The organism is Actinocrispum wychmicini (assembly GCF_004345645.1).
In the GTDB taxonomy this organism is placed as follows: Bacteria; Actinomycetota; Actinomycetes; order Mycobacteriales; family Pseudonocardiaceae; genus Kibdelosporangium; species Kibdelosporangium wychmicini.
The window spans coordinates 215,361-234,701 of the sequence record NZ_SLWS01000005.1 but is presented as its reverse complement, the minus strand read 5'-3'; the positions used below and the strand labels follow the sequence as shown (position 1 = coordinate 234,701).

Below are 19,341 nucleotides of genomic sequence, written 5' to 3'. Positions count from 1 at the left end.
AGCCGAGTGAAGGGGAGGCGGCATGGGAAGCGACGTGACGACCGGGACATACACCCGGACGGACCGGCTACGTTACCGCCGCAAGATCCAACGTTGCCTGGACGCGTTGGCGGCGATGCTCGACAGTGAGACGTTCGCTTTCCACCGCCGCCAGATGGGCCTGGAAATCGAACTGAACCTGGTGGACGACCGGCTGCGGCCGGCCATGACGAACACCGTGGTGCTGGAGAAGATCAACGACCCGACCTTCACCACCGAACTGGGCCAGCACAACATCGAGCTGAACGTCCCGCCGCGGCCGCTCGCCGGCGACGAGGCGATCAAGTTGGAGCAGGACCTGCGGGACACCCTGGCGCGGGCGAACGCCAAGGCCCACGACGCCGGCGCCGACATGGTGATGATCGGCATCCTGCCCACGGTGGGCGAGGAGCACTTCGACGCGCGCTGGTTGTCGCCGAGCAGCCGGTACGCCCGGCTCAACGAGGAGATCTTCGCCGCCCGCGGCGAGGAGATGCTGCTCAACATGGAAGGCCAGCCGATGCCGGGCACCAGGCCGGACCGGCTGCGCACGTACACCCGGTCGATCCTGCCGGAGGCCGCGTGCACGTCGGCCCAGCTGCATCTGCAGGTGGAGCCGGAGGGGTACGCGGCGCACTGGAACGCGGCGCAGTGCCTGGCCGGGCCGCAGGTCGCGCTGGCCGCGAACTCGCCTTTCCTGCTGGGCAAGGCGCTGTGGCACGAGACCAGGATCCCGTTGTTCCAGCAGGCCACCGACACCCGTCCGGACGAGCTGAAGAACCAGGGTGTGCGGCCGCGGGTGTGGTTCGGCGAGCGGTGGATCACGTCGATCTTCGACCTGTTCGAGGAGAACGTCCGGTTCTTCCCGGGTCTGCTGCCGGAGACCGACGAGGAGGACCCGATGGAGGTCCTCGCCGACGGACGTGCGCCGAACCTGCGCGAGCTGCGGCTGCACAACGGCACGGTGTGGCGGTGGAACCGGCCGGTGTACGACGTCGTCGACGGCAAGGCGCACCTGCGGGTGGAGAACCGGGTGTTGCCGGCCGGCCCGACCGTGCTCGACATGGTCGCGAACGCGGCGTTCTTCTACGGCGCCCAGCGCGCGCTCATCCTGGAGGACCGTCCACTCTGGACACAGATGTCCTTCCAGGCGGCCGAGGAGAACCTGTACGCGGCCGCGAAGCACGGCATGACGTCACAGATGTACTGGCCGGGGATCGGCTGGGTGCCGCCGGACGAACTGGTGCTGCGCAGGCTGTTGCCGATGGCGCACGAGGGCCTGCGCGACTGCGGGGTGTCCGACAAGGCCAGGGAGCGCTACCTCGGCGTGATCGAGCAGCGGTGTGTGGCCAGGCGGACCGGGTCGTCCTGGCAGCGGGCGACCGTGGCCAGGCTGGAGGAACACGGCCTGAGCCGGGAGTCCGCCCTGGTTGGCATGCTGCGGCGCTACGTCGAGCTGATGACCGAAGGCGAGCCCGTGCACACTTGGCCGATCGGCTGAGGAGGTCCGGCTGTGCCCAAGATCATCGGCAGTTCGCTGACCGAACACCGCGAGCAGGTTCGCGCCCGGATGTTCGACGCCGTGCGGACGCTGCTGTACGCCAGCGGGTTCGACGCGATCACCCTGTCCGGGGTGGCCGCGACCGCCGGGGTCGGCCGCACGGCCGTCTACAACCACTTCCCGGACCGGGAAGCCCTGCTGGTGGCCTTCGTGGCGCACGAGACCGACGAGTACGTGACCAGGCTGCGGGCGGCGCTGGCGCCGGTCGACGACCCGGTCGAGGCGCTGGCTGTGTTCGTCCGCATGCAGCTGCGGGTACTGGCCGGGCGGCACACCCCGCCGGGGACGGCGCTGAACGCGGCGTTGTCCCCCGAGGCGTACCGGCGGATGGCCGAGCACGTGGACCTGGTCACCGCCGAGCTGCGCGAGATTCTCGCGGCGGGCGCCCGGCTGGGCCGGATGACCGATGACCCGCTGGACGTGCTGGTGGCCATGGTCACCGCGTGCCTGGCCAGCCGGGAGGTGGTGGACACAGCCGGTGACCTGGAGGTGACGATCGAGACCGCGGTCAGGTTCGTGCTGCGTGCGGTGGGTGCGACGCTCTAAGATAAGGCTAGCCTAACCAGATTTGGTGCCTTATTCTGACATTGCTGTCATAAAAAACGGACAGGAATGAGGCACCATGAGCACACCGTTCGCCGAGACGCTCCGGACCGCGACCAGGCAGGCGCACCAGACCGCGCACGACTCGCCGTACATGTCCGGCCTGCTCGGTGGCTCGCTGCCGCTGTCCGCGTTCGCCCAACTGGTCACCCAGCACTACTTCATCTACACGGCACTGGAACAGGCCGCCGAGGCCAACCGGGATCACCCGGTCGCCGGTCCGTTCGTGCACGACGGCCTGAACCGGGTGCCCGCGTTAGAGCGCGACCTGGCGCACCTGATCGGCCCGGACTGGCGGGACACCGTCACCCCGCACCCGGCCACCGTCACCTACACCGACCGAATCCGGTCGGCGTCCGGGACACCGACCGGATTCGTCGCCCACCACTACACCCGCTACCTGGGCGACCTCGCGGGCGGCCAGGTGACCAAGGCCAAGATGCGCCAGTACCACGGCCTGACCGACGACGGCGTGCACTTCTACGACTTCACCGGCCTCGGCAGCCCGGCGAAGTTCCGCGAGCGCTACCGCTCCTTGCTCAACTCCGCGCCTTGGTCGCCGGAGGACCACAAGCAGGTCATCGTGGAGACGCTGTACGCGTTCGAGCTGAACACCGCGGTCTTCACCGAACTGGACGGGACCTTGTCCTCGGTCGCCTGACCAGAACCAGGGCGGCCAGCAGCACGGGAACCCGGACGGCGGGACGATCACCGTCACGGGCAGTGGCTACGTAGACGAGCCACTGGCGAACGGCTAGGCCGGGGGCGGTATTCCGGGGTGGCCGTGTGGCCCATGGAACACCGCCCCCGTCCCGCCCACATCCCTTGTTGCGAGTAGCTTGCAATTACCACATCATGGTCACAACTACTCGTGAGGAGGGCCGATGGCCCCGTACGTCCTGCCGGACCTGGACTACGACTACGCCGACCTCGAACCGGCGATCATCGGCGAGATCAACGAGCTGCACCACGGCAAGCACCACGCCGCGTACGTCAAAGGCGCCAACGACACCGTCGAGAAGATCGACGAGGCCCGGGACAAGGGCGAGTTCGGTTCGATCGTCGGCCTGGAGACCACCCTGGCGTTCAACCTGGCCGGCCACTCGCTGCACCAGGTCTGGTGGAAGAACCTGAGCCCGAACGGCGGCGACAAGCCGACCGGCGAGCTGGCCGCGGCGATCGACGAGTTCTTCGGCTCGTTCGACAAACTGCGCGCCCAGCTCAACGCGGCGGCCACCACGATCCAGGGCTCCGGCTGGGGCATCCTGTCGTGGGACCCGGTCGGCCAACGCCTGCTCACCCAGCAGCTCAAGGACCACCACGCCAACCTGTCCATCGCCACCACCCCGTTGCTGGCGTTCGACGTCTGGGAGCACGCCTACTACCTGCAGTACCGCAATGTGAAAGCGGACTACATCAACGCGCTGTGGAACGTCGTGAACTGGGAGGACGTGAACAGCCGGTTCGTGGACGCCCGCAACGGCCTGAACGGACTGCGAGTCCCGACGGCCAAGTAGCCCCTGGTAGCGGATGCTCCGACAAGCGAAGCTCCCAGGAAAGATGAAGGCCCCGGCCGATTGGCCGGGGCCTTCACTGTTCCCGAACTGACTGCCGCTCCCACCACGAAGCGGACGTGAATGAGGTTAGCCTACCCTCACTTCATCCGCAAGCACGGGTCCGGCCGGTCGAGGTTCAGGCCGTGATCGGCTTGCGTGTGCGGAAGTACAGGACCGCTCCGCACACCACGGCCGCGACGGCCGCGGCCGCGCCGCCGATGATCATCGGGGACCGGCCGCCGAACTGGTCGGCCAGCCAGCCGGTCATCGGGCCGGCGATCGGGTTCCCGCCGAGGAAGACGAGCATGTACAGGCCCATCACCCGGCCGCGCATCTCCGGGCTGGCCGACAGTTGGACCGTGGTGTTCGCCATGTTCATGAACGTCATCAGGACCAGACCCACCGGAATGAGCGCCAGACCGAACGAGACGTAGGTGGGCATCAGGCCGGCGAGGACCTCCAGCAGGCCGAACAGCAAGGCCGAACCGAACAGCATCCGCAACTTCGGGCGGCCGCGAACGCTTCGGCGGGCCGCGAGCAGCGCACCGGCCAGGGTGCCGACCGCCAGTGCGCTGGAGAGCAGGCCGTAGCCGTCCGCCTGCTTGTGGAAGACGTTGGCGGCGATCACGGCGAGCGTGGTGAAGAACGTGATCGCGAACGTGCTCACGCAGAACAGCAGGACCAGCACGATCACCAGGTCCATCCGGCCGCGGACGTACCGCAGGCCTTCGATCAACTGGCCCTTGGCCCGTTTCACGGCCGGGCCGCGGTGCAGCTCGGCCGGGTTCATCAGGACCAGGCCGGTGATCACCGCGATCGTGCTGACCGCGTTGATCCAGAACACCGGGCCGGTGCCGACCCAGGTGATCATCAGGCCGGCGATGGCCGGACCGACGATCCGGGCCAGGTTGAACGACGTGGAGTTGAGCGCGACGGCGTTGGTGAGCTGGGCCCGGCCGACCATCTCACTGACGAACGACTGCCGGGTCGGTGTCTCGAAGGCGACGAAACCGCCGAACACCAGGCACAGCAGGTAGACCTGCCAGATCTGGACCAGGTGCGTGACGGTCAGCAGTCCCAGAATCACGGCGCAGGCGGCCATCCCGGTCTGCAGGACGATCAGCATCTTCCGTTTGTCCGACCGGTCCGCCCAGACCCCCGCCCACAGCGACAGCAGCAGGGTGGGCGCGAACTGCAGGGCGGCGGCGACGCCGAGGGCGACCGGGTTGTTGCCGGTCAACGTGAAGACCAGCCAGTCCTGGGCGATCCGGTTCATCCAGGTGCCGACGTTGGAGATGACCTGGCCGCAGAAGAACAGCCGGTAGTTGCGGATCCGCAGGGACGAGAAGGTGCCGCTGGGCGGTGCCTCGGGTGGCGGAGGTAGGTCTGAGTCGCTGACTGGTCGCTTCTCTCGGGCCTGACCCGCCCCAGTCGTCACCTGTGCACGCCTCCACACCGGCGGGCCGCCGCCCTACTTGCCCGCCATTCTTTCGATGATCTCCGCCGCGCGGGACAGGATCGCCCGCTCGGTGTCGTCCAGTTCGGACAGTCGCGCGTCCAGCCACGCCTCCCGGGCGGAGATGTCGGCCTCGATGTAGCCGAGGCCCTTCTCGGTGAGCTCGACGATCACCTGCCGGCCGTCGTTCGGGTGCGCGCGTTTCGAGATGTACCCCATGTCCTCCAGGGCGCCGATGACCCGCGTCATCGACGGCGGTTGCACGCCTTCCCGCGCGGCCAGCTCGCCCGGTGACATCGGGCCGCACTTGTGCAGGCTCGACAGCGCCGAGATCTGGCTCAACGTGACGGACGAGCTTGTCCGCTGCGCCCGCAGCCGGCGGTTGAGCCGCATCACCGACAGCCGAAGTCGGCTGGTCAGCGTGCGCTCACCACTGGGCTCGGACATATAGTTAGCATACCTCATAAATTATGTGCTTGGCATATGTAACTCTGAGTCACCGCAGCGCGGCCTGGATCGGACCGATGGCGAAGTACGCCGTGAACGCCACCGCGACCACCCACATCAGCGGGTGGATCGTGCGCGCCCGCCCGGAAACCGTCCGCAGCACCACGAATGCGATGAACCCGGCGCCGATCCCGTTGGCGATCGAGTACGTGAACGGCATCACCACGATCGTCAGGAACGCCGGCAGCGCGATCGAGAAGTCGTCGAAGTCGATCTCCTTGATCTGCCTCATCATCAGCACACCCACGACGACGAGCGCGGGCGCTGCGGCCTCCACCGGCACGACCTGGTACAGCGGCGTGAGGAACATGGCCGCGATGAACAACAGCCCGGTGACGACGTTCGCCAACCCGGTCCGGGCGCCTTCCGCGATCCCGGACGCCGACTCGATGTACACGGTGTTCGAGCTGCTCGACGCCGCACCTCCGGCGACCGCGGCGAGCGACTCGACCGTCAACGCGCGACCCACCGCGGGCAGCTGCCCCTTCTCGTCGAGCAGCCCGGCTTCCTTGCCCAGCCCGGTCATCGTGCCCACCGCGTCGAAGAAGTCCGTCAGCACCAACGTGAACAGCAGCAGCGCCGCGGTGATCGCCGGCACCCGGGCCCACGCGTCGAACGAGAAGTGGCCGACCAGCGACAGGTCAGGCAGGGAGAACACGCTGTCCGGCAGGCCGGGGTAGCCGAGGTTCCAGCCCTTCGGATTGGTGCCCATGGACGGACCGGCCTTGGCGATCGCCTCGACCACGATCGACAGCACGGTCGAGAACACCACGCCGATCAGGATCGCGCCCTTGATCCGTTTGACCACGAGGATGCCTGTGACCAGCAGCCCGACCACGAACACGAACGTCGGCCACGACGCGATCGACCCGCCGATCCCGAGGCCCACCGGGACCGTGGTGTTGGCCGCGTCCGGGATCCGCCGCACGAACCCGGCGTCGACCAGACCGATCAACGTGATGAACAGCCCGATGCCGACCGCGATCGCCGCCTTCAACTGGGGCGGCACCGCGTTGAACACAGCCTTCCGGACACCGGTGAGCACCAGCACGAAGATCACCACGCCGCTGAGTACGACCAGGCCCATCGCCTCCGGCCACGTCATCTGCGGCGCGATGGTGACCGCCACCAGGCTGTTGATCCCCAGCCCGGTGGCGAGCGCGAACGGGTAGTTCGCGATCGTCCCGAACAGGATCGTCATCACGCCCGCGACCAGCGCGGTGACCGCGGCCACCTGCCCGACCGGCAGGATGTTCCCGAGCACGTCCCGGTGCGCGGCCGGCCCGGTACTGCTGAAACTGCCGATGATCAGCGGGTTCAGCACCACGATGTAGGCCATCGTGACGAACGTGACAAGGCCGCCCCGAACCTCCCGGGACACGGTCGAGCCACGCTGGCTGATCTGGAAGAACCGGTCGAGCCCGCCCCGGGTGTCGCTGTTCGCCATGCGGGTAGCCTCGCTGATGTGGCGTCCAAAAAGGAAGCGGGAAAGTCACTTCCGGCACCCCCGCCGCCCCCCGCGGGGCTGGTGGGCCTGCCGCGGATCGTGACGATCGGGACTGCTGCCTGGCTCGTGGTGCTGGTGGTGGCGTTGTTCACCGGCCCGCACATCCTGGCCTGGACGGCCTTTGCCGGCGCCGTCCTCGGCGGGATCGGCCAAGCGATCATGCGCTGGCAACGCGCCGCGGCCCGCCGCGGCTCCAAGACCGCCCAGCAGGGTCTTTAGCCCAGCACGGTCCGCGGATCGGGGTCGTCCAGCAGGGCGTGGATGACGTGCCGGTCGATCCACCGGTCGGCCGCCCAGGCGAGCGCGCGGGAGAGCCCCTCCGGGGTGTCCTCGGCGTGCACCCGCCGTTCGCCGTCCACCCACCAGTGCACCCGCTGCCCGTCGGCGGTCAGCTCGTCGTGCACGGTCACACCGTCCAGCGGCAGGTCGAAGCCCAGCAGTTCGGCAGCGACGACCACGGCACCCAGTTCGCTCCACGGCACGAGTTCGCCGCCGGACACGTCGCCGGCGGACTCGGAGGCCAACGGCAGGTCGAGCAGTTCGGCCAACGGCTCAGCCGCGTCGTCGTCCAACGCGGCGACGACCTTGTCCGGCTGCAACACCGCCAGCAGCCACGGTGCGTCCAGCACGACGCAGTCGTCGGCGAGCACCGCGTCACCGGACAGGACCCGCACGCGCTCAGGCGCGTCGAGTTCGGCGGGATCCGCCGATCCCGCCAAAGCCGCGTGTGCCCGCAACGAAACTCCGTGCGGCACAACACGTTCCGGATCACCCAGCCGGTCGAGCAGGTCGGCCGCGTCCGCCGCGTCCTTGACCTGAAGACCGGTCCGGACGCCGGCCGCGGCAGCGAGGTCGTCGCCAAGGTCGAGTTCGAGCGGGTCGTACAGGCCGACCAGGTCGGACGCCCCGGCGGTCCGCCATTCCCTGGGCGGGTGGCCGTTCAGGGACGCGTACCGCGAGATCCACCAGGCCGTATACCCACCGGGCTCACGCAGCGCCCGCCAGGTGGCCGGCTCCAGGGCCAACAGCCGCAGCGCCGCCGGCCATTTGTCGTCCGCCACGAGGTCCAGGTCGCGTACGGCCACGACCCGGTTGGGCTCCTCGCCGGCGGACCACCATTCGTCCTCGTCGGCGAGGTCGTGCTCCGGCCCGATCGGTTCCTCGTCCACGATCACCGCGAACCCGGTCAGCACCCCGACGGACGCCAGCACGTCCGCCGACCACCGCTCGGCGAACTCCGGGTCGAGCAGCCCCAACGGCGAGTCGTCGGCCAGTACGTCGAGGAACCGTGACCCGGGCACGGCCAGCTCGTCCGCCTCCCGCCAGTCACCGTCCACATCGGGCAGTGCGAGCGCCTTCAGCCACGGCCGGCCGCCGGCCTGGCCGACCAGCCCGAGCACGGCGTGCGCCAACCCGGCGACCATCAGCCCGGCGGACGCGTCCGCCACACTGCGCTCGACCGCTTCCTGCAACGAGTCCAGCAGTTCCGAAGCGCCCGCGGGCCTGGCGCCCAGCCGTTCCAGCAACGGATGGGCCGCGTCCGGGTGCACCAGCCGGAGGCCCGGAACGTCCAAATCGGACAGAAACTCCGGGTCGTCGGCGAGCAGGGTGCCCCGCGGACCGGGCAGGGTCCGGCCGTCCACCAACGGCACCGGCAACCCGCTCAGGTTGTCCCTGATCGTGCTGTCGTTCTCGGCGAACGGCGCCAAGGCGGCATACACCCGATGCCACCACTCCGGCGACTGGTCGATCCCGGTGACCGCGACGACCACCTCGGGGATCCGCAGCCGCGAGATCTCCAACGCCGCCAACGCGTGCGCGTGCTCCGGCTCGGCCAGTCGCGCGGCCGCGAGGTTCGGCACCACGTCCGACAGCAGATCGGCCAGGTCGTCCGACGGGATCTCCAGGACCCTGGCGGACGCGGGCGCGAGCGACTCGGTCACCCCGGGCAGCCAGGCGGCGGACCGCAGTTCGGCGATCAGCAGGTCCCGGACTGTCGAGTCCACATCGGACCGAGGGAAGCCCGGGACCGGGACAAGAGCCGTCCGGTGCATCGGGTCGACCGCGAACACCAGCGACGGGTACAGGCGAGCGGCCTCGGCGAGCACCTCGGTCACGCCAGGGCCGGACATCACGCGGCGACGGGACGGCTCGATGGGCAGGCTGGCGATCAGCCGCGCCGGCAAGGAAAGCCGTTCGTCCGTAGGTGTCGGGGCGTGCAGCACGTCTTCCCGCAACGGTCGCGGCGCCCCGGACGGGTCAAGCGGCACCGCCCAACAGACCGTCCACTCCGGACTCGCCTCAAGGCCGAGCCCGGCCGTGTCGGCGAGCTTCCCGGACGCTCGGCGTAACAACCAGCGGGTCTCCCCGTCCGGGCCGGACAGCTGGACGGTGTCGGCGTTGAGATCCGTGCACGTCCACCGCGACCCGTCCACCTCGATGGCGGTCAGGCCCGGTAACGCGAGCAGCAGATCCGGCGCCTGCGCACGGAAGGACGCCAGCAGCGCGGCCTGGTCCACATCGGGTCGCAGCGGCAGCCGGATCTCGGTGTCGAACCCTGGGGGCGCCGTCGCCTCGATCGGCCACACCAGTCGCAGCACCGGCACCTGCCCGGACCGCGCGGCCACGTGGTCGGCCAGTTCCGGGATCTCGCGGGTCCGCTGGGCGGAGAACTGGACCGAGCCTGTGGTCGACACGACCGCGGGCTCGTCGCTCACCGACAGCACGGCGGAGAAACCGACACCGAACTGCCCGACCGTGCCGCCGTCGCGTTTGGCCGACGCACGCAGCGACGCGAGCGCGGCGACCCCGTCGGCGTCCAGCGGCGTGCCGGTGTTGGCGGCCCGGAGCTCGTTGTCCACAACAGACAGCCGCAGCACGCCGCCCGACCCGGCGGCGTCCGCGGCGTTCTGCGCCAGCTCGACCAGCAGCCGGTCCTTGTAGGCGCCGAGCCGCAGGTCCTCCTCGGCGTTGGCGTCCTCGCGGAAACGCGTGGGCGAGGCGCTCCACGCCGACAACACGGCCTCGCGCAACCGGCGCGTGCCGAACGGATCCTGGGTAGTCACTCGGACCGCTCGATGTCCAACAGTGAGTCGTCGTAGATCAGGTCGGCGACCAGAACCGGCGAGGTCTGGTCGATCCGCAGCTCGGAATGCGCGCCACAGCCGTACTCGGCGTGCACCGCGTGCCCGTCGGCCGGCGCGATCTCGTTGCCGCACACCCCGAACGCCGCCCGCAGCGACCCCGCGACCGGCAGGTAGAACCCGCACGTCCCGCAGTGTTCCGGCGCGCCGCGGGCCATGTCCGACCGTGGCCCGAACTCGCCGAGCTGCCACCGCTCGGCCGCCTCCAGCCGCGCCGGCCGGGACATCACCCGGACCCGGCCGAGGCCGATCTCCATGGCGACCTCTTCGACCGCCTGGTCGTCGGACGCGACATAGGCCTGGACCAGGCGTGGGTCGTCCGGCGCGGTCGGCAGGAGGTCACCGACCCCCAAGTCACCCGCCTTGACCCGCTGTTCCCATGGCACCCACGCGGGCGCGACCAGGGCGTCGGGGCCGGGCAGCAGCACGACCTCGCTGACCAACACCGTGGTGTCCGGTCCCGCGAACGCGACCGTCACGGCCCACCGCCAGCCGCGGTAGCCGGTCTTGTTCGCCTCGAACAAGTGCGTCAGGGACGCCTCGTCCTCGGGCTGCACGCCGACGTGCGCGCCGACCTCGTCGCCCGCCTCCTCAACGGCGGCGGCGCGCGCAAGATCGACTGCGCCGACGAGGGCGTGGTCTGGTTCGGGGCTCGTGCTCATCACGAAGATTGTGCACCACGCATGCGAGGGTGATGCCGTGAAGGTGCTCCTCGCCGTCATCGTTATAACCGCAGTCGTCTCCGCGGCGTGTAGCAGCACACCTCGACCGACGCCCCCGCCCGCGAACATGCACGCACAGGTGCTCGCGACCATGCCGCACGACACAGGCGCGTTCACCGAGGGCCTGGAGCTGGTCGGCAGCGACCTGTACGAGGGCACGGGGCTTGAGGGCAAGTCGGATGTCCGCGTCACAGACCCGGCCACAGGCGCGGTCAAAAAGCGGGTGGCGCTGCCCGCCTCGATGTTCGGCGAGGGCATCACGGTCGTCGGCGACAAGCTGTGGCAGCTGACCTACCAGGACGGTGTCGCGATCCAACGGGACCGGAACACCCTCGCCGAGATCAGACGCGCGCGGTACGACGGCGAAGGCTGGGGTCTTTGCCACGACGGCGAACGCCTGGTCATGAGCAACGGCACCGACCAGCTGACGTTCCGCGACCCGGACACGTTCGCCCAGGTCGGGCAGGTGTCGGTGCGGGCGGACGGCGAGCCGGTCGCCATGCTCAACGAGCTGGAGTGCACGCCGGCCGGCGTCTACGCGAACATCTGGCAGACCGACACGATCGTCCGGATCGACCCCCGATCCGGTGATGTGACGGCCAGCGTCGACCTGTCCGGTCTGTTGTCGGCCGCGGAGCGGGCGAACACAGACGTGCTGAACGGCATCGCGGCCGTCCCCGGAACGGACGAGTTCCTGGTCACGGGAAAGAACTGGCCGAAGATCTTCCGGGTGAAGTTCGTCACGACGCGATAGTCACGTCCATGTGCTACGAGAACACAAGATGCGGCAGGATGGACTTATGTTGCGTTCCGGCTCAGACGATCACAGCGGTGACTCGAACCGCGGTGATCGGTCGAACCGGAAAAAAGGGAGGAAGTGGACGGCCAAACAGCCGCAGCAGTTCAGCCGTGGGAACCCTGGGAACCCGCCGCCGCAACCACCGCCGCCCCAACAACCGCCGCCGCCCTACCCCCGCACCCGTCAGTACCAGCCTCCGCCCCCGCCTCCACAGCAGCAGCACTACGAGCCGCAGTACCAGCAGCCAGCCGGGCCGCCGCCCATCCCGGAGGAGTACCGGCAGACCACGCCGGTCCGTCGCGAGCCACCGCCTCCGCCGTCGTCGCGCTACGGCCCGGACGGCTATCCCGTGGCCGGCACGGGCCAGACGGGGCCGTACGAGTACTACGAGTCCGAGCCCGAGGCGCCCAAGCAGCCAGAGGCGCAGCACGGCTTCGAAGCGGCGCCCTCCCGACCGACCGGCGGCCTGCCGCAGGCGCCGAAGAAGCTCACGGTCACGCGGGTCGCCGCGCTGCGCAGCAAGCAGCTGACCCAGCAGGCCGTGCACGCGTTCAAGCGGGCCGCGAACGCCGACGGCGCCGACAAGTCCGGCCTCACCGCGTTGACGTACGCGACGATGCTGAACTACGCGAGCGACGCGGCGATGGCCGTGGCACTGGCGAACACGTTGTTCTTCGCGGCCGCGAGCGCGGACAGCAGCAAGGGCAAGATCGCCCTGTACCTGCTGATCACGGTCGCGCCGTTCGCACTGGTCGCGCCGGTCATCGGCCCCGCGCTCGACCGGATCCAGCGCGGCCGCCGACTGGCGATGTGCGTCGCGTCGGCCGGGCAGGCACTGATGTGCGTGCTCATGGCCACCCAGTTCACCACTTGGTGGCTGTACCCGGCGGCGCTCGGGAAAATGGTGCTCTCCAAGTCGTTCACCGTGCTCAAGGCGGCGGTGACGCCGAGAGTGCTGCCGCCGGACATCACCCTGTCCAAGACGAACGCCCGGCTGACCGTGTTCGGCCTCTTCGCCGGCATGGTGTTCGGCGGGATCGCGGCGGGCATGCTGAAGCTGTTCGACTCGTCCGGGGCGCTGTGGTTCACCGCGATCATCTGTGTGGTCGGGGCCGTGCAGGCGATGAAGATCCCGGCGTGGGTGGAGGTCACCGAGGGCGAGGTGCCGGCGACCCTGTCCGCGACGGCGGTGAAGCCCAAACGCCAGCCGATGGGCCAGCACGTGGTGGTCTCGTTGTGGGCCAACGGAACCGTGAAGGTGCTGACCGGTTTCCTGATGATGTTCTCGGCGTTCGCGGTCCGCGCGGAGACCGAGGGCAAACCGATCCAACAGCTGCTGCTGCTCGGCCTGATCGCCGCGGCGGCCGGTGTGGGCAGCTTCGGCGGCAACGCGATCGGCACCCGCCTGCACGTACACAAGCCGGAGCAGATGGTGATCGGCTGTGTGATCGCGTCCCTGTGCGCGACCGTCCTGGCCACGATCATGCCCGGTATCGGCACGATGGCCGTGGTCGGCCTGATCGCGGCGACCGCTGCCGCGCTGGCCAAGAACAGCCTGGACGCGGTGATCCAGGACGACCTGCCGGAGGAATCGCGGGCGTCCGCGTTCGGCCGGTCGGAAACGGTGTTGCAGCTCGGCTGGGTGTTCGGTGGCGCGCTGGGCGTCCTGCTGCCGGCCACGTTCTGGGTCGGCTTCCTGGTGGTCTCGTTGCTGCTGGCGCTCGGCCTGCTGCAGACGATCATGGCCAACCGCGGCACGTCGTTGCTGAACATGGTGCGCAGGCAGGGCGGCGTCGCCCCGCGCCCAGGGCAGCCGTAACCTGTCTGACGTGCGCCGTTACGGAATCGCTTCGCTGGTCGCAGGTGCGTTGGTACTCGCCGGATGCGCGCGCGAACCGCAGGAGGTCACGTTCTTCGCCGACCGGACGACCGTGCGGCTCGCCCCGACCACGTGCCACCCCGAACTCGACGTCTGCGACGCCACCGGCCGGCTTTCCGTACCCAGCGGGAAGTTCGTGAACATCTCGGTGCCCGGCAAGGTCGCGAGCGTCCCCTGGGTGGTGGTCTTCAAGTACAAGGGCCAGGACGGCACCGAGCAACAGGCCCGGACCGCGGTCTTCACCCCGAACGACAAGAAGTACGCGTACACCCTGGTCGCCCCCACCGCGGGCGACCAGCTGACCCACGTCGAAGTACGCCAGCTGGGCGGCGGGATCGCCCTGGCCCCGGACAAGGAACCCATGTTCCTCGCCAACGCCATCTGGGCGCTCGACGTCACGCCGTAGCTACGGATCCAGCTCCCGCGCGACCGCGCGGACCACTTCGGCGATTCGCTTGCTGGACTTGCGGTCCGGGTAACGGCCGCGGCGCAGGTCCGGTTGGATCGTGGCTTCCAGCATCTTGATCATGTCCTCGACGAGGCCGTGCAACTCCTCCGCGGGCCGGCGGTGGGCCTCGACCACCGAGGGGATCGGATCGACCAGCCGGACCGACAACGCCTGCGGGCCGCGGCGGCCGTCCGCCACGCCGAACTCAATGCGTTGTCCCGCTTTGAGTCCTGGGACGCCGGGCGGCAACGCGGACGCGCGGACGTACACGTCCTCCCCGCCTTCCTGCGTGACGAACCCAAAGCCTTTCTCCGAGTCGTACCACTTGACCCGTCCGGTCGGCACAGCCCTCACCGTTCCCTCGTCGACTCCTGCAGTCGCGCGGCCCATCTGGCCTCCCTGCCACACGACTAACGCGCCCCGGGCACGCCCGAGACGCGTCGTACAAGCCTATGCCAAATACGTGCCCTGGCGTAACGCATAGTCTGTTCTCGTGCCGAGATCCAAACTGTTGCCCGCCGCGATCACGCTGTTCGCGATCGGCCTGGCCGCGATCATCACGGTCTTCGGGCTCTACGCGGCGGGCGAACACAACCTCACTGTGTGGCTGTACGTCGCGGCGATGATGCTGCCGGTCGGCTTGGCGCTGGCGGTGTTCAGCGTCGTCCGCCGAGGTGGTCGGTGAGCCAGGCGGGGAACTGCGTCAGGCTGGTGAGCACGACGTGCGCCCCGGCTTCGGTCAGTGTCGACGCGGAACACGGTCCGGTCGCGACACCGACCGCGAACGCGTCCGCCGCCGCCGCGCCTTTCATGTCTCCCACGTGATCGCCCACGTACACCGACGCGCCATGGCGCTTCAGCGCCTCCGCCTTCCCGGCCGACCACAGGTCGCCGATCACGTGGTCGACGTCCCAACCGAGCGCTTGGATGTGCAGGTCGGCGTTGCGCTGGTACTTCGCGGTCACGATCATCGTCGTGCCGCCGACCGCCCGCACGGCGTCGAGCGCGTCCTCCGCGCCGGGCATCGGAGTCGTCAACGGGATCGCCAGCGACGGATACATCGCGCGGAACCGCGCCACCATCGGGTCGATGTCCTGTTCGGGCAGACCCAACTCGCGGAACACGTCCGGCAGCGGCGGGCCCATGTTGGCGACCACGTACTGACCGTCGAGCCGGATGCCGAACTCCTCGCCCAGCGCGTCCATGGCCACGACCACACCCGGTCGCGCATCGATCAGGGTCATGTCGAGGTCGAATCCGACGGTAATGGTCACCCCATCACCCTATGGGCTTTACGAACCGCATATCGCTGTCCACCGCCTTGACACGACTGGCCAGTGTGTCAAGACTCCCAACATGACCGAGATCACACCGTTCACCGAACGGGTGCGGCTGTCGTTGCGCGAGACCCTGCTGGACGCGGCCGCCGAACTGCTGGCCGAGCACGGCTTCGCCGGCCTGCGGATGGCGGACGTGGCCGGTGCGGCCGGGGTCAGCAGGCAGACGGTCTACAACGAGTTCGGCAACAAGTCCGCCCTGGTCGACGCGGTCGCGATGCGCACGCTGTCGGAGTTCATCGAGGGCGCCGAGGAGATCTGGACCACCTCCGCTGACCTGGCGGACGCGATCCACGGCACCGTCGCGTACACCATCCGGCACGGCCGGGAGAACAGGCTGGTCGCGTCGGTGCTCGGCGGCGCCGAGGCCGAAGACCTGTTGCCACTGTTGACCACGCGCGGCGAGCCCGTTCTGCGGCTCGGTGTCGAGCAGTGCGTCCGCCACCTGCTCGCCCGGGTGCCCACCCTGCCCGAGCCGACCGCCGTGGTGGTCGCCGAGACGTCGGTCCGGTTGGCGATCAGCCACATGCTGCTGCCCACCGCCGACCCGGACGAGGCCGCGGCCGCCGTCCGCGACGTGCTCATGCCCGCGATCCGGTGTTCCTCCACTTCAGCCGCAAAGGAGCGTCCTTCATGACAACCACCGAGTACCGCGCCGGGTTCGGCTCGCTCCGCCAGGGCGGGCTGAACTGGGACTCCTTCCCGCTGCGGCTGTTCGTGAAGGGCAACGCCAAGTTCTGGAACCCGGCGGACATCGACTTCAGCAAGGACGCCGCCGACTGGGAAACCCTGACGGCCGAGGAGAAGCGGTCGGCCACGTACCTGGTCGCCCAGTTCATCGCCGGCGAGGAGGCGGTCACCGAGGACATCCAGCCGTTCATGAAGGCGATGGCCACCGAGGGCAGGCTCGCCGACGGCATGTACCTCACCCAGTTCTGCTACGAGGAAGCCAAACACACCGAGGTGTTCCGGCGCTGGATGGACGCGGTCGGCCTGACCGCCGACCTGCACCCGTTCGTCGCGGAGAACCCCTACTACCGCAAGCTCTTCTACGAGGAGCTGCCCGGCTCGCTGCGGGTGCTCGAGTCGGATCCCAGCCCGCTCAACCAGATCCGGGCCAGCGTCACGTACAACCACGTGATCGAGGGCACACTGGCACTGACCGGCTACTACGCGTGGCAGAAGATCTGCGCCCGCCGCGGCATCCTGCCGGGCATGCGGGAGCTGGTCCGCCGGATCGGCGACGACGAGCGCCGCCACATGGCGTGGGGCACGTTCACCTGCCGCAGGCACGTGGCCGCGGACGATTCGATGTTCGACGCGATCACCCAACGGATGGGCGAGCTGCTGCCGATCGCGTTGAACATGATCCAGTGGGTAAGCGACCAGTTCGAGGAGCCCCGGCCGTTCGAGACCGACCCGCAGGAGTACATCACCTACGCGGCCGACCGGGCCCAGCGCCGACTGGGCGCGATCTCGTCGGCCCGCGGCACCCCGGTCGGCCAGATCGACCTGGACTACTCCCCCGAGGTCCTGGAGGACCAGTTCGGCGAGGAGGACGCCAAAGTGTTCGCCGAGGTTGTCGCCAGCGGTTCGCAGTAAGGTTCCTGGGGTGTCCACGACCAGGTCCGCCGCCGGTGTCCTGCCCAGAGTGCGGGCCGGCGCGGCTCTGCTCGGGCCGGCCTTCGTGGCTGCCATCGCCTATGTCGACCCGGGCAACGTGGCCACGAACACAGCCGCGGGTGCCCGGTTCGGCTACCTGCTCGTGTGGGTCGTCGTGGTGGCGAACGTCATGGCCGGGCTCGTGCAGTACCTCTCCGCGAAGCTTGGCCTGGTCACCGGCATGTCCCTGCCCGAAGCCGTCCGAGAGCGGCTGGCGACGCCGTCCCGGCTGGCCTACTGGGTGCAGGCGGAGATCGTGGCGATGGCCACGGACCTGGCCGAGGTCTTCGGTGGGGCGATCGCGCTGAACCTGCTGTTCGACCTGCCGTTGCCGCTCGGCGGCGCCATCACGGGGGTGGTCGCCACCGGGTTGCTGCTGGTCCGGGACCGGGCCGGGCAGCGGCCGTTCGAGCGGGTGATCACGGGGTTGTTGCTGGTGATCGCGGTCGGGTTCGCGGCCGGGCTGTTCGTGTCGGCGCCGTCCGGCGCTGGCCTGGTCGGCGGGCTGGTGCCGCGGTTCGACGGATCGGAGAGTGTGCTGCTGGCGGCCGGAATGCTTGGCGCGACAGTGATGCCGCACGCCGTGTACCTGCATTCGGCGCTGGCCCGGGACAGGCACGGGACGCAGACCGGGCGGCCGCTGGCCCGGTTGCTGGTCGCGACCAGGTTCGACGTGGGCATCGCGATGGTGTTCGCGGGCGCGGTGAACCTGGCCATGCTCCTGCTCGCCGCAACCGCGTTGGCCGGCACCGACGGCGTGGACACACTCCCTGCTGTGCACGCCGCCGTCGGCGACCACTTGGGTGCGGGGATCGCGCTGCTGTTCGCGATCGGCTTGCTGGCGTCGGGTTTCGCGTCCAGCTCGGTCGGTGTCTACGCGGGCGCGGTCGTGATGGGCGGCCTGCTGCGTCGCCGGATTCCGTTGCTGGCACGGCGTCTGCTCACGCTGGTGCCGGCGTTGGCGCTGCTGGCGGCCGGCGTGAACCCCACGTGGGCGCTGGTGGTGTCGCAGGTCGTGCTGTCGTTCGGGATCCCGTTCGCGCTGGTTCCCCTGGTGTCGTTGACGGCCCGGCGGTCGGTGATGGGTGCGTACGCCAACACGAGGACGACCACGGTGTTCGCCTGGTTGGTAGCGGCCGCCGTGATCGTCCTCAACATCGCCCTGATCTACCTGACCGTGTCCGGGTAGCGCACACCGAGCTGGGTCAGCCCGGTGGTCAAGATCCGCATCACGGCCAATGTGTCGTCCAAGGTCATCTCGGGGCTTTCCTTGTCCCCGGCCAGAACCCGCGCGTTCACCTCGGCGATCTGGTACGTGTACCCGTGGCCGGTGAGCTCGACCCGCTCCACCCGGCGGTCGGCACCGACCTGTACCACCATCTCCTCGACCCGGAAGAAGTCGGGCGACAACTCGATCCGCCCGTTGGTGCCGACGATGGTCGCCCGGACCGGGTGGTCGCTGATCATCGAGGACGTCACCTGTGCGGACACCCCGTCCGGGTAGCGCAGCAACATCGCCGCCTGCGCGTCAACCTCGTTGCGCACCAATCCGTGCGTCACGACAGCTGTCGGCTCTCCCAACAGCATCTGCACCAACGACACCGGATAGACACCCAGGTCGAGCAGGGATCCCCCACCGAGCAAAGGATTCCACCCGCGATGTGTCGGGTCGGCTGGGAACAACGCGCCGAAATCCGCGTGGATACCGCGGATCTGACCGATGACACCTTCGGCCACCCATTGCCGCAGCTTGCGGACGAGCGGGTTGAACCGGGTCCACATGGCCTCCATCAGGAACGCACCCTGCTGGCGGGCAAGGGCGACCAGTTCCTCAGCGGCGGCGAGCGTCACAGTCAGCGGCTTCTCACACAGCACAGCCTTGCCCGCGACCAACGCCGCCTTGGCGACCTCGTAGTGGCTGCTGTGCGGCGTCGCCACGTACACGACGTCGACCGACGGATCCGCGATCAGCTCGTCGTTGTTCCCATACGACCGTGGAATCCCGTGCCGTTCGGCGAAATCCGCGGCCTTCCGTGGGTCCCGGGAGGACACTGCCCGGACTTCCGTGCCGTCGACGAGCTTCATGTCCGACGTCACCACGTCCGCGATGCCGCCGGTGGCGACCACTCCCCATCCGATCATG

The 19,341-nt window shown here is 69.1% G+C and carries 20 protein-coding genes; 12 read left to right on the top strand and 8 right to left on the bottom strand.

Going from position 1 to position 19,341, the window contains the following annotated elements; all coding sequences use genetic code 11:
• Nucleotides 1-22 precede the first annotated feature (22 nt).
• The 4 genes from EV192_RS23060 to EV192_RS23045 all read left to right on the top strand — a co-directional run bounded on the left by EV192_RS23060 (nt 23) and on the right by EV192_RS23045 (nt 3,699).
• Entirely contained in the window at nt 23-1,519 is a 1,497-nt protein-coding gene (locus tag EV192_RS23060) for a glutamate-cysteine ligase family protein (protein WP_132118700.1), read from the top strand.
• Between the two features lie 12 nt (nt 1,520-1,531).
• A complete protein-coding gene (locus EV192_RS23055; RefSeq protein ID WP_132118698.1) occupies nt 1,532-2,125 on the top strand; it encodes a TetR/AcrR family transcriptional regulator in 594 nt (197 codons plus the stop codon).
• 76 nt (nt 2,126-2,201) lie between these two features.
• The gene (locus EV192_RS23050) at nt 2,202-2,843 is read left to right on the top strand and encodes a biliverdin-producing heme oxygenase (protein WP_132118696.1); all 642 of its coding nucleotides are present in this window, start codon (nt 2,202-2,204) and stop codon (nt 2,841-2,843) included.
• A 223-nt stretch (nt 2,844-3,066) separates the two neighbouring features.
• Nucleotides 3,067-3,699 (top strand): superoxide dismutase, encoded by a 633-nt coding sequence (locus EV192_RS23045; protein ID WP_132118694.1) that lies wholly within the window; start codon nt 3,067-3,069, stop codon nt 3,697-3,699.
• Nucleotides 3,700-3,874: 175 nt separating this feature from the next.
• Here EV192_RS23045 and EV192_RS23040 read toward each other — a convergent pair whose 3' ends face one another.
• The 3 genes from EV192_RS23040 to EV192_RS23030 are packed head-to-tail and all read right to left on the bottom strand — an operon-like array spanning nt 3,875 to nt 7,148.
• Nucleotides 3,875-5,176: an MFS transporter gene (locus EV192_RS23040; protein WP_132118692.1), complete on the bottom strand. Its 1,302-nt coding sequence runs from the start codon at nt 5,174-5,176 to the stop codon at nt 3,875-3,877.
• 33 nt (nt 5,177-5,209) lie between these two features.
• Nucleotides 5,210-5,641 carry a MarR family winged helix-turn-helix transcriptional regulator gene (locus EV192_RS23035; RefSeq protein WP_132118690.1) on the bottom strand — a complete coding sequence of 144 codons (432 nt, stop codon included), beginning with the start codon at nt 5,639-5,641 and terminating at the stop codon, nt 5,210-5,212.
• A gap of 49 nt (nt 5,642-5,690) precedes the next feature.
• Nucleotides 5,691-7,148 carry an NCS2 family permease gene (locus EV192_RS23030; protein WP_132118688.1) on the bottom strand — a complete coding sequence of 486 codons (1,458 nt, stop codon included), beginning with the start codon at nt 7,146-7,148 and terminating at the stop codon, nt 5,691-5,693.
• Nucleotides 7,149-7,166: 18 nt separating this feature from the next.
• On the opposite strand from EV192_RS23030, the gene EV192_RS23025 reads away from it, so the two are divergent.
• Nucleotides 7,167-7,427 (top strand): DUF2530 domain-containing protein, encoded by a 261-nt coding sequence (locus EV192_RS23025; protein ID WP_132118686.1) that lies wholly within the window; start codon nt 7,167-7,169, stop codon nt 7,425-7,427.
• On the opposite strand, the gene EV192_RS23020 is transcribed toward EV192_RS23025, so the two are convergent.
• Nucleotides 7,424-10,273, bottom strand: a complete 2,850-nt coding sequence (locus tag EV192_RS23020) for a sacsin N-terminal ATP-binding-like domain-containing protein (protein WP_132118684.1) — start codon at nt 10,271-10,273, stop codon at nt 7,424-7,426. The genes EV192_RS23025 and EV192_RS23020 overlap by 4 nt on opposite strands.
• On the bottom strand, nt 10,270-11,013 hold the full coding sequence (locus EV192_RS23015) for a DUF3027 domain-containing protein (protein WP_132118682.1): 744 nt from the start codon (nt 11,011-11,013) through the stop codon (nt 10,270-10,272). Before EV192_RS23015 ends, EV192_RS23020 begins: the two co-directional genes overlap by 4 nt.
• Before the next feature lie 37 nt (nt 11,014-11,050).
• Between EV192_RS23015 and EV192_RS23010 the strand changes: the two genes are divergently transcribed.
• The 3 genes from EV192_RS23010 to EV192_RS23000 are packed head-to-tail and all read left to right on the top strand — an operon-like array spanning nt 11,051 to nt 14,157.
• Nucleotides 11,051-11,827, top strand: a complete 777-nt coding sequence (locus EV192_RS23010) for a glutaminyl-peptide cyclotransferase (RefSeq protein ID WP_424923373.1) — start codon at nt 11,051-11,053, stop codon at nt 11,825-11,827.
• A gap of 46 nt (nt 11,828-11,873) precedes the next feature.
• The gene (locus EV192_RS23005) at nt 11,874-13,691 is read left to right on the top strand and encodes an MFS transporter (protein WP_132118680.1); all 1,818 of its coding nucleotides are present in this window, start codon (nt 11,874-11,876) and stop codon (nt 13,689-13,691) included.
• Between the two features lie 10 nt (nt 13,692-13,701).
• Nucleotides 13,702-14,157: a DUF2771 family protein gene (locus tag EV192_RS23000; protein WP_165960556.1), complete on the top strand. Its 456-nt coding sequence runs from the start codon at nt 13,702-13,704 to the stop codon at nt 14,155-14,157.
• Here the strand turns inward: EV192_RS23000 and EV192_RS22995 are convergent, their stop codons facing one another.
• Complete coding sequence (locus EV192_RS22995; RefSeq protein ID WP_132119742.1) at nt 14,158-14,544, bottom strand: cold-shock protein; 387 nt, start codon at nt 14,542-14,544, stop codon at nt 14,158-14,160. It lies immediately after the preceding gene.
• Nucleotides 14,545-14,692: 148 nt separating this feature from the next.
• Between EV192_RS22995 and EV192_RS22990 the strand changes: the two genes are divergently transcribed.
• On the top strand, nt 14,693-14,884 hold the full coding sequence (locus tag EV192_RS22990) for a hypothetical protein (RefSeq protein WP_132118676.1): 192 nt from the start codon (nt 14,693-14,695) through the stop codon (nt 14,882-14,884).
• Here the strand turns inward: EV192_RS22990 and EV192_RS22985 are convergent.
• Nucleotides 14,856-15,473: an HAD family hydrolase gene (locus EV192_RS22985; protein WP_132118674.1), complete on the bottom strand. Its 618-nt coding sequence runs from the start codon at nt 15,471-15,473 to the stop codon at nt 14,856-14,858. The genes EV192_RS22990 and EV192_RS22985 overlap by 29 nt on opposite strands.
• An 82-nt stretch (nt 15,474-15,555) precedes the next feature.
• On the opposite strand from EV192_RS22985, the gene EV192_RS22980 reads away from it, so the two are divergent.
• From EV192_RS22980 to EV192_RS22970, 3 genes are read left to right on the top strand one after another with little or no spacing between them, the layout of a single operon-like run.
• Nucleotides 15,556-16,173, top strand: a complete 618-nt coding sequence (locus tag EV192_RS22980) for a TetR/AcrR family transcriptional regulator (protein ID WP_132118672.1) — start codon at nt 15,556-15,558, stop codon at nt 16,171-16,173.
• Nucleotides 16,170-17,138: a R2-like ligand-binding oxidase gene (locus EV192_RS22975; protein ID WP_132118670.1), complete on the top strand. Its 969-nt coding sequence runs from the start codon at nt 16,170-16,172 to the stop codon at nt 17,136-17,138. The genes EV192_RS22980 and EV192_RS22975 overlap by 4 nt, the downstream gene beginning before the upstream one ends.
• A gap of 10 nt (nt 17,139-17,148) precedes the next feature.
• Nucleotides 17,149-18,387: an Nramp family divalent metal transporter gene (locus tag EV192_RS22970; RefSeq protein WP_243727006.1), complete on the top strand. Its 1,239-nt coding sequence runs from the start codon at nt 17,149-17,151 to the stop codon at nt 18,385-18,387.
• On the opposite strand, the gene EV192_RS22965 is transcribed toward EV192_RS22970, so the two are convergent.
• Nucleotides 18,366-19,340 carry a Gfo/Idh/MocA family protein gene (locus EV192_RS22965; protein WP_132118668.1) on the bottom strand — a complete coding sequence of 325 codons (975 nt, stop codon included), beginning with the start codon at nt 19,338-19,340 and terminating at the stop codon, nt 18,366-18,368. The two genes, EV192_RS22970 and EV192_RS22965, sit on opposite strands and share 22 nt — an antisense overlap.
• Between the last annotated feature and the right edge of the window lies 1 nt (nt 19,341).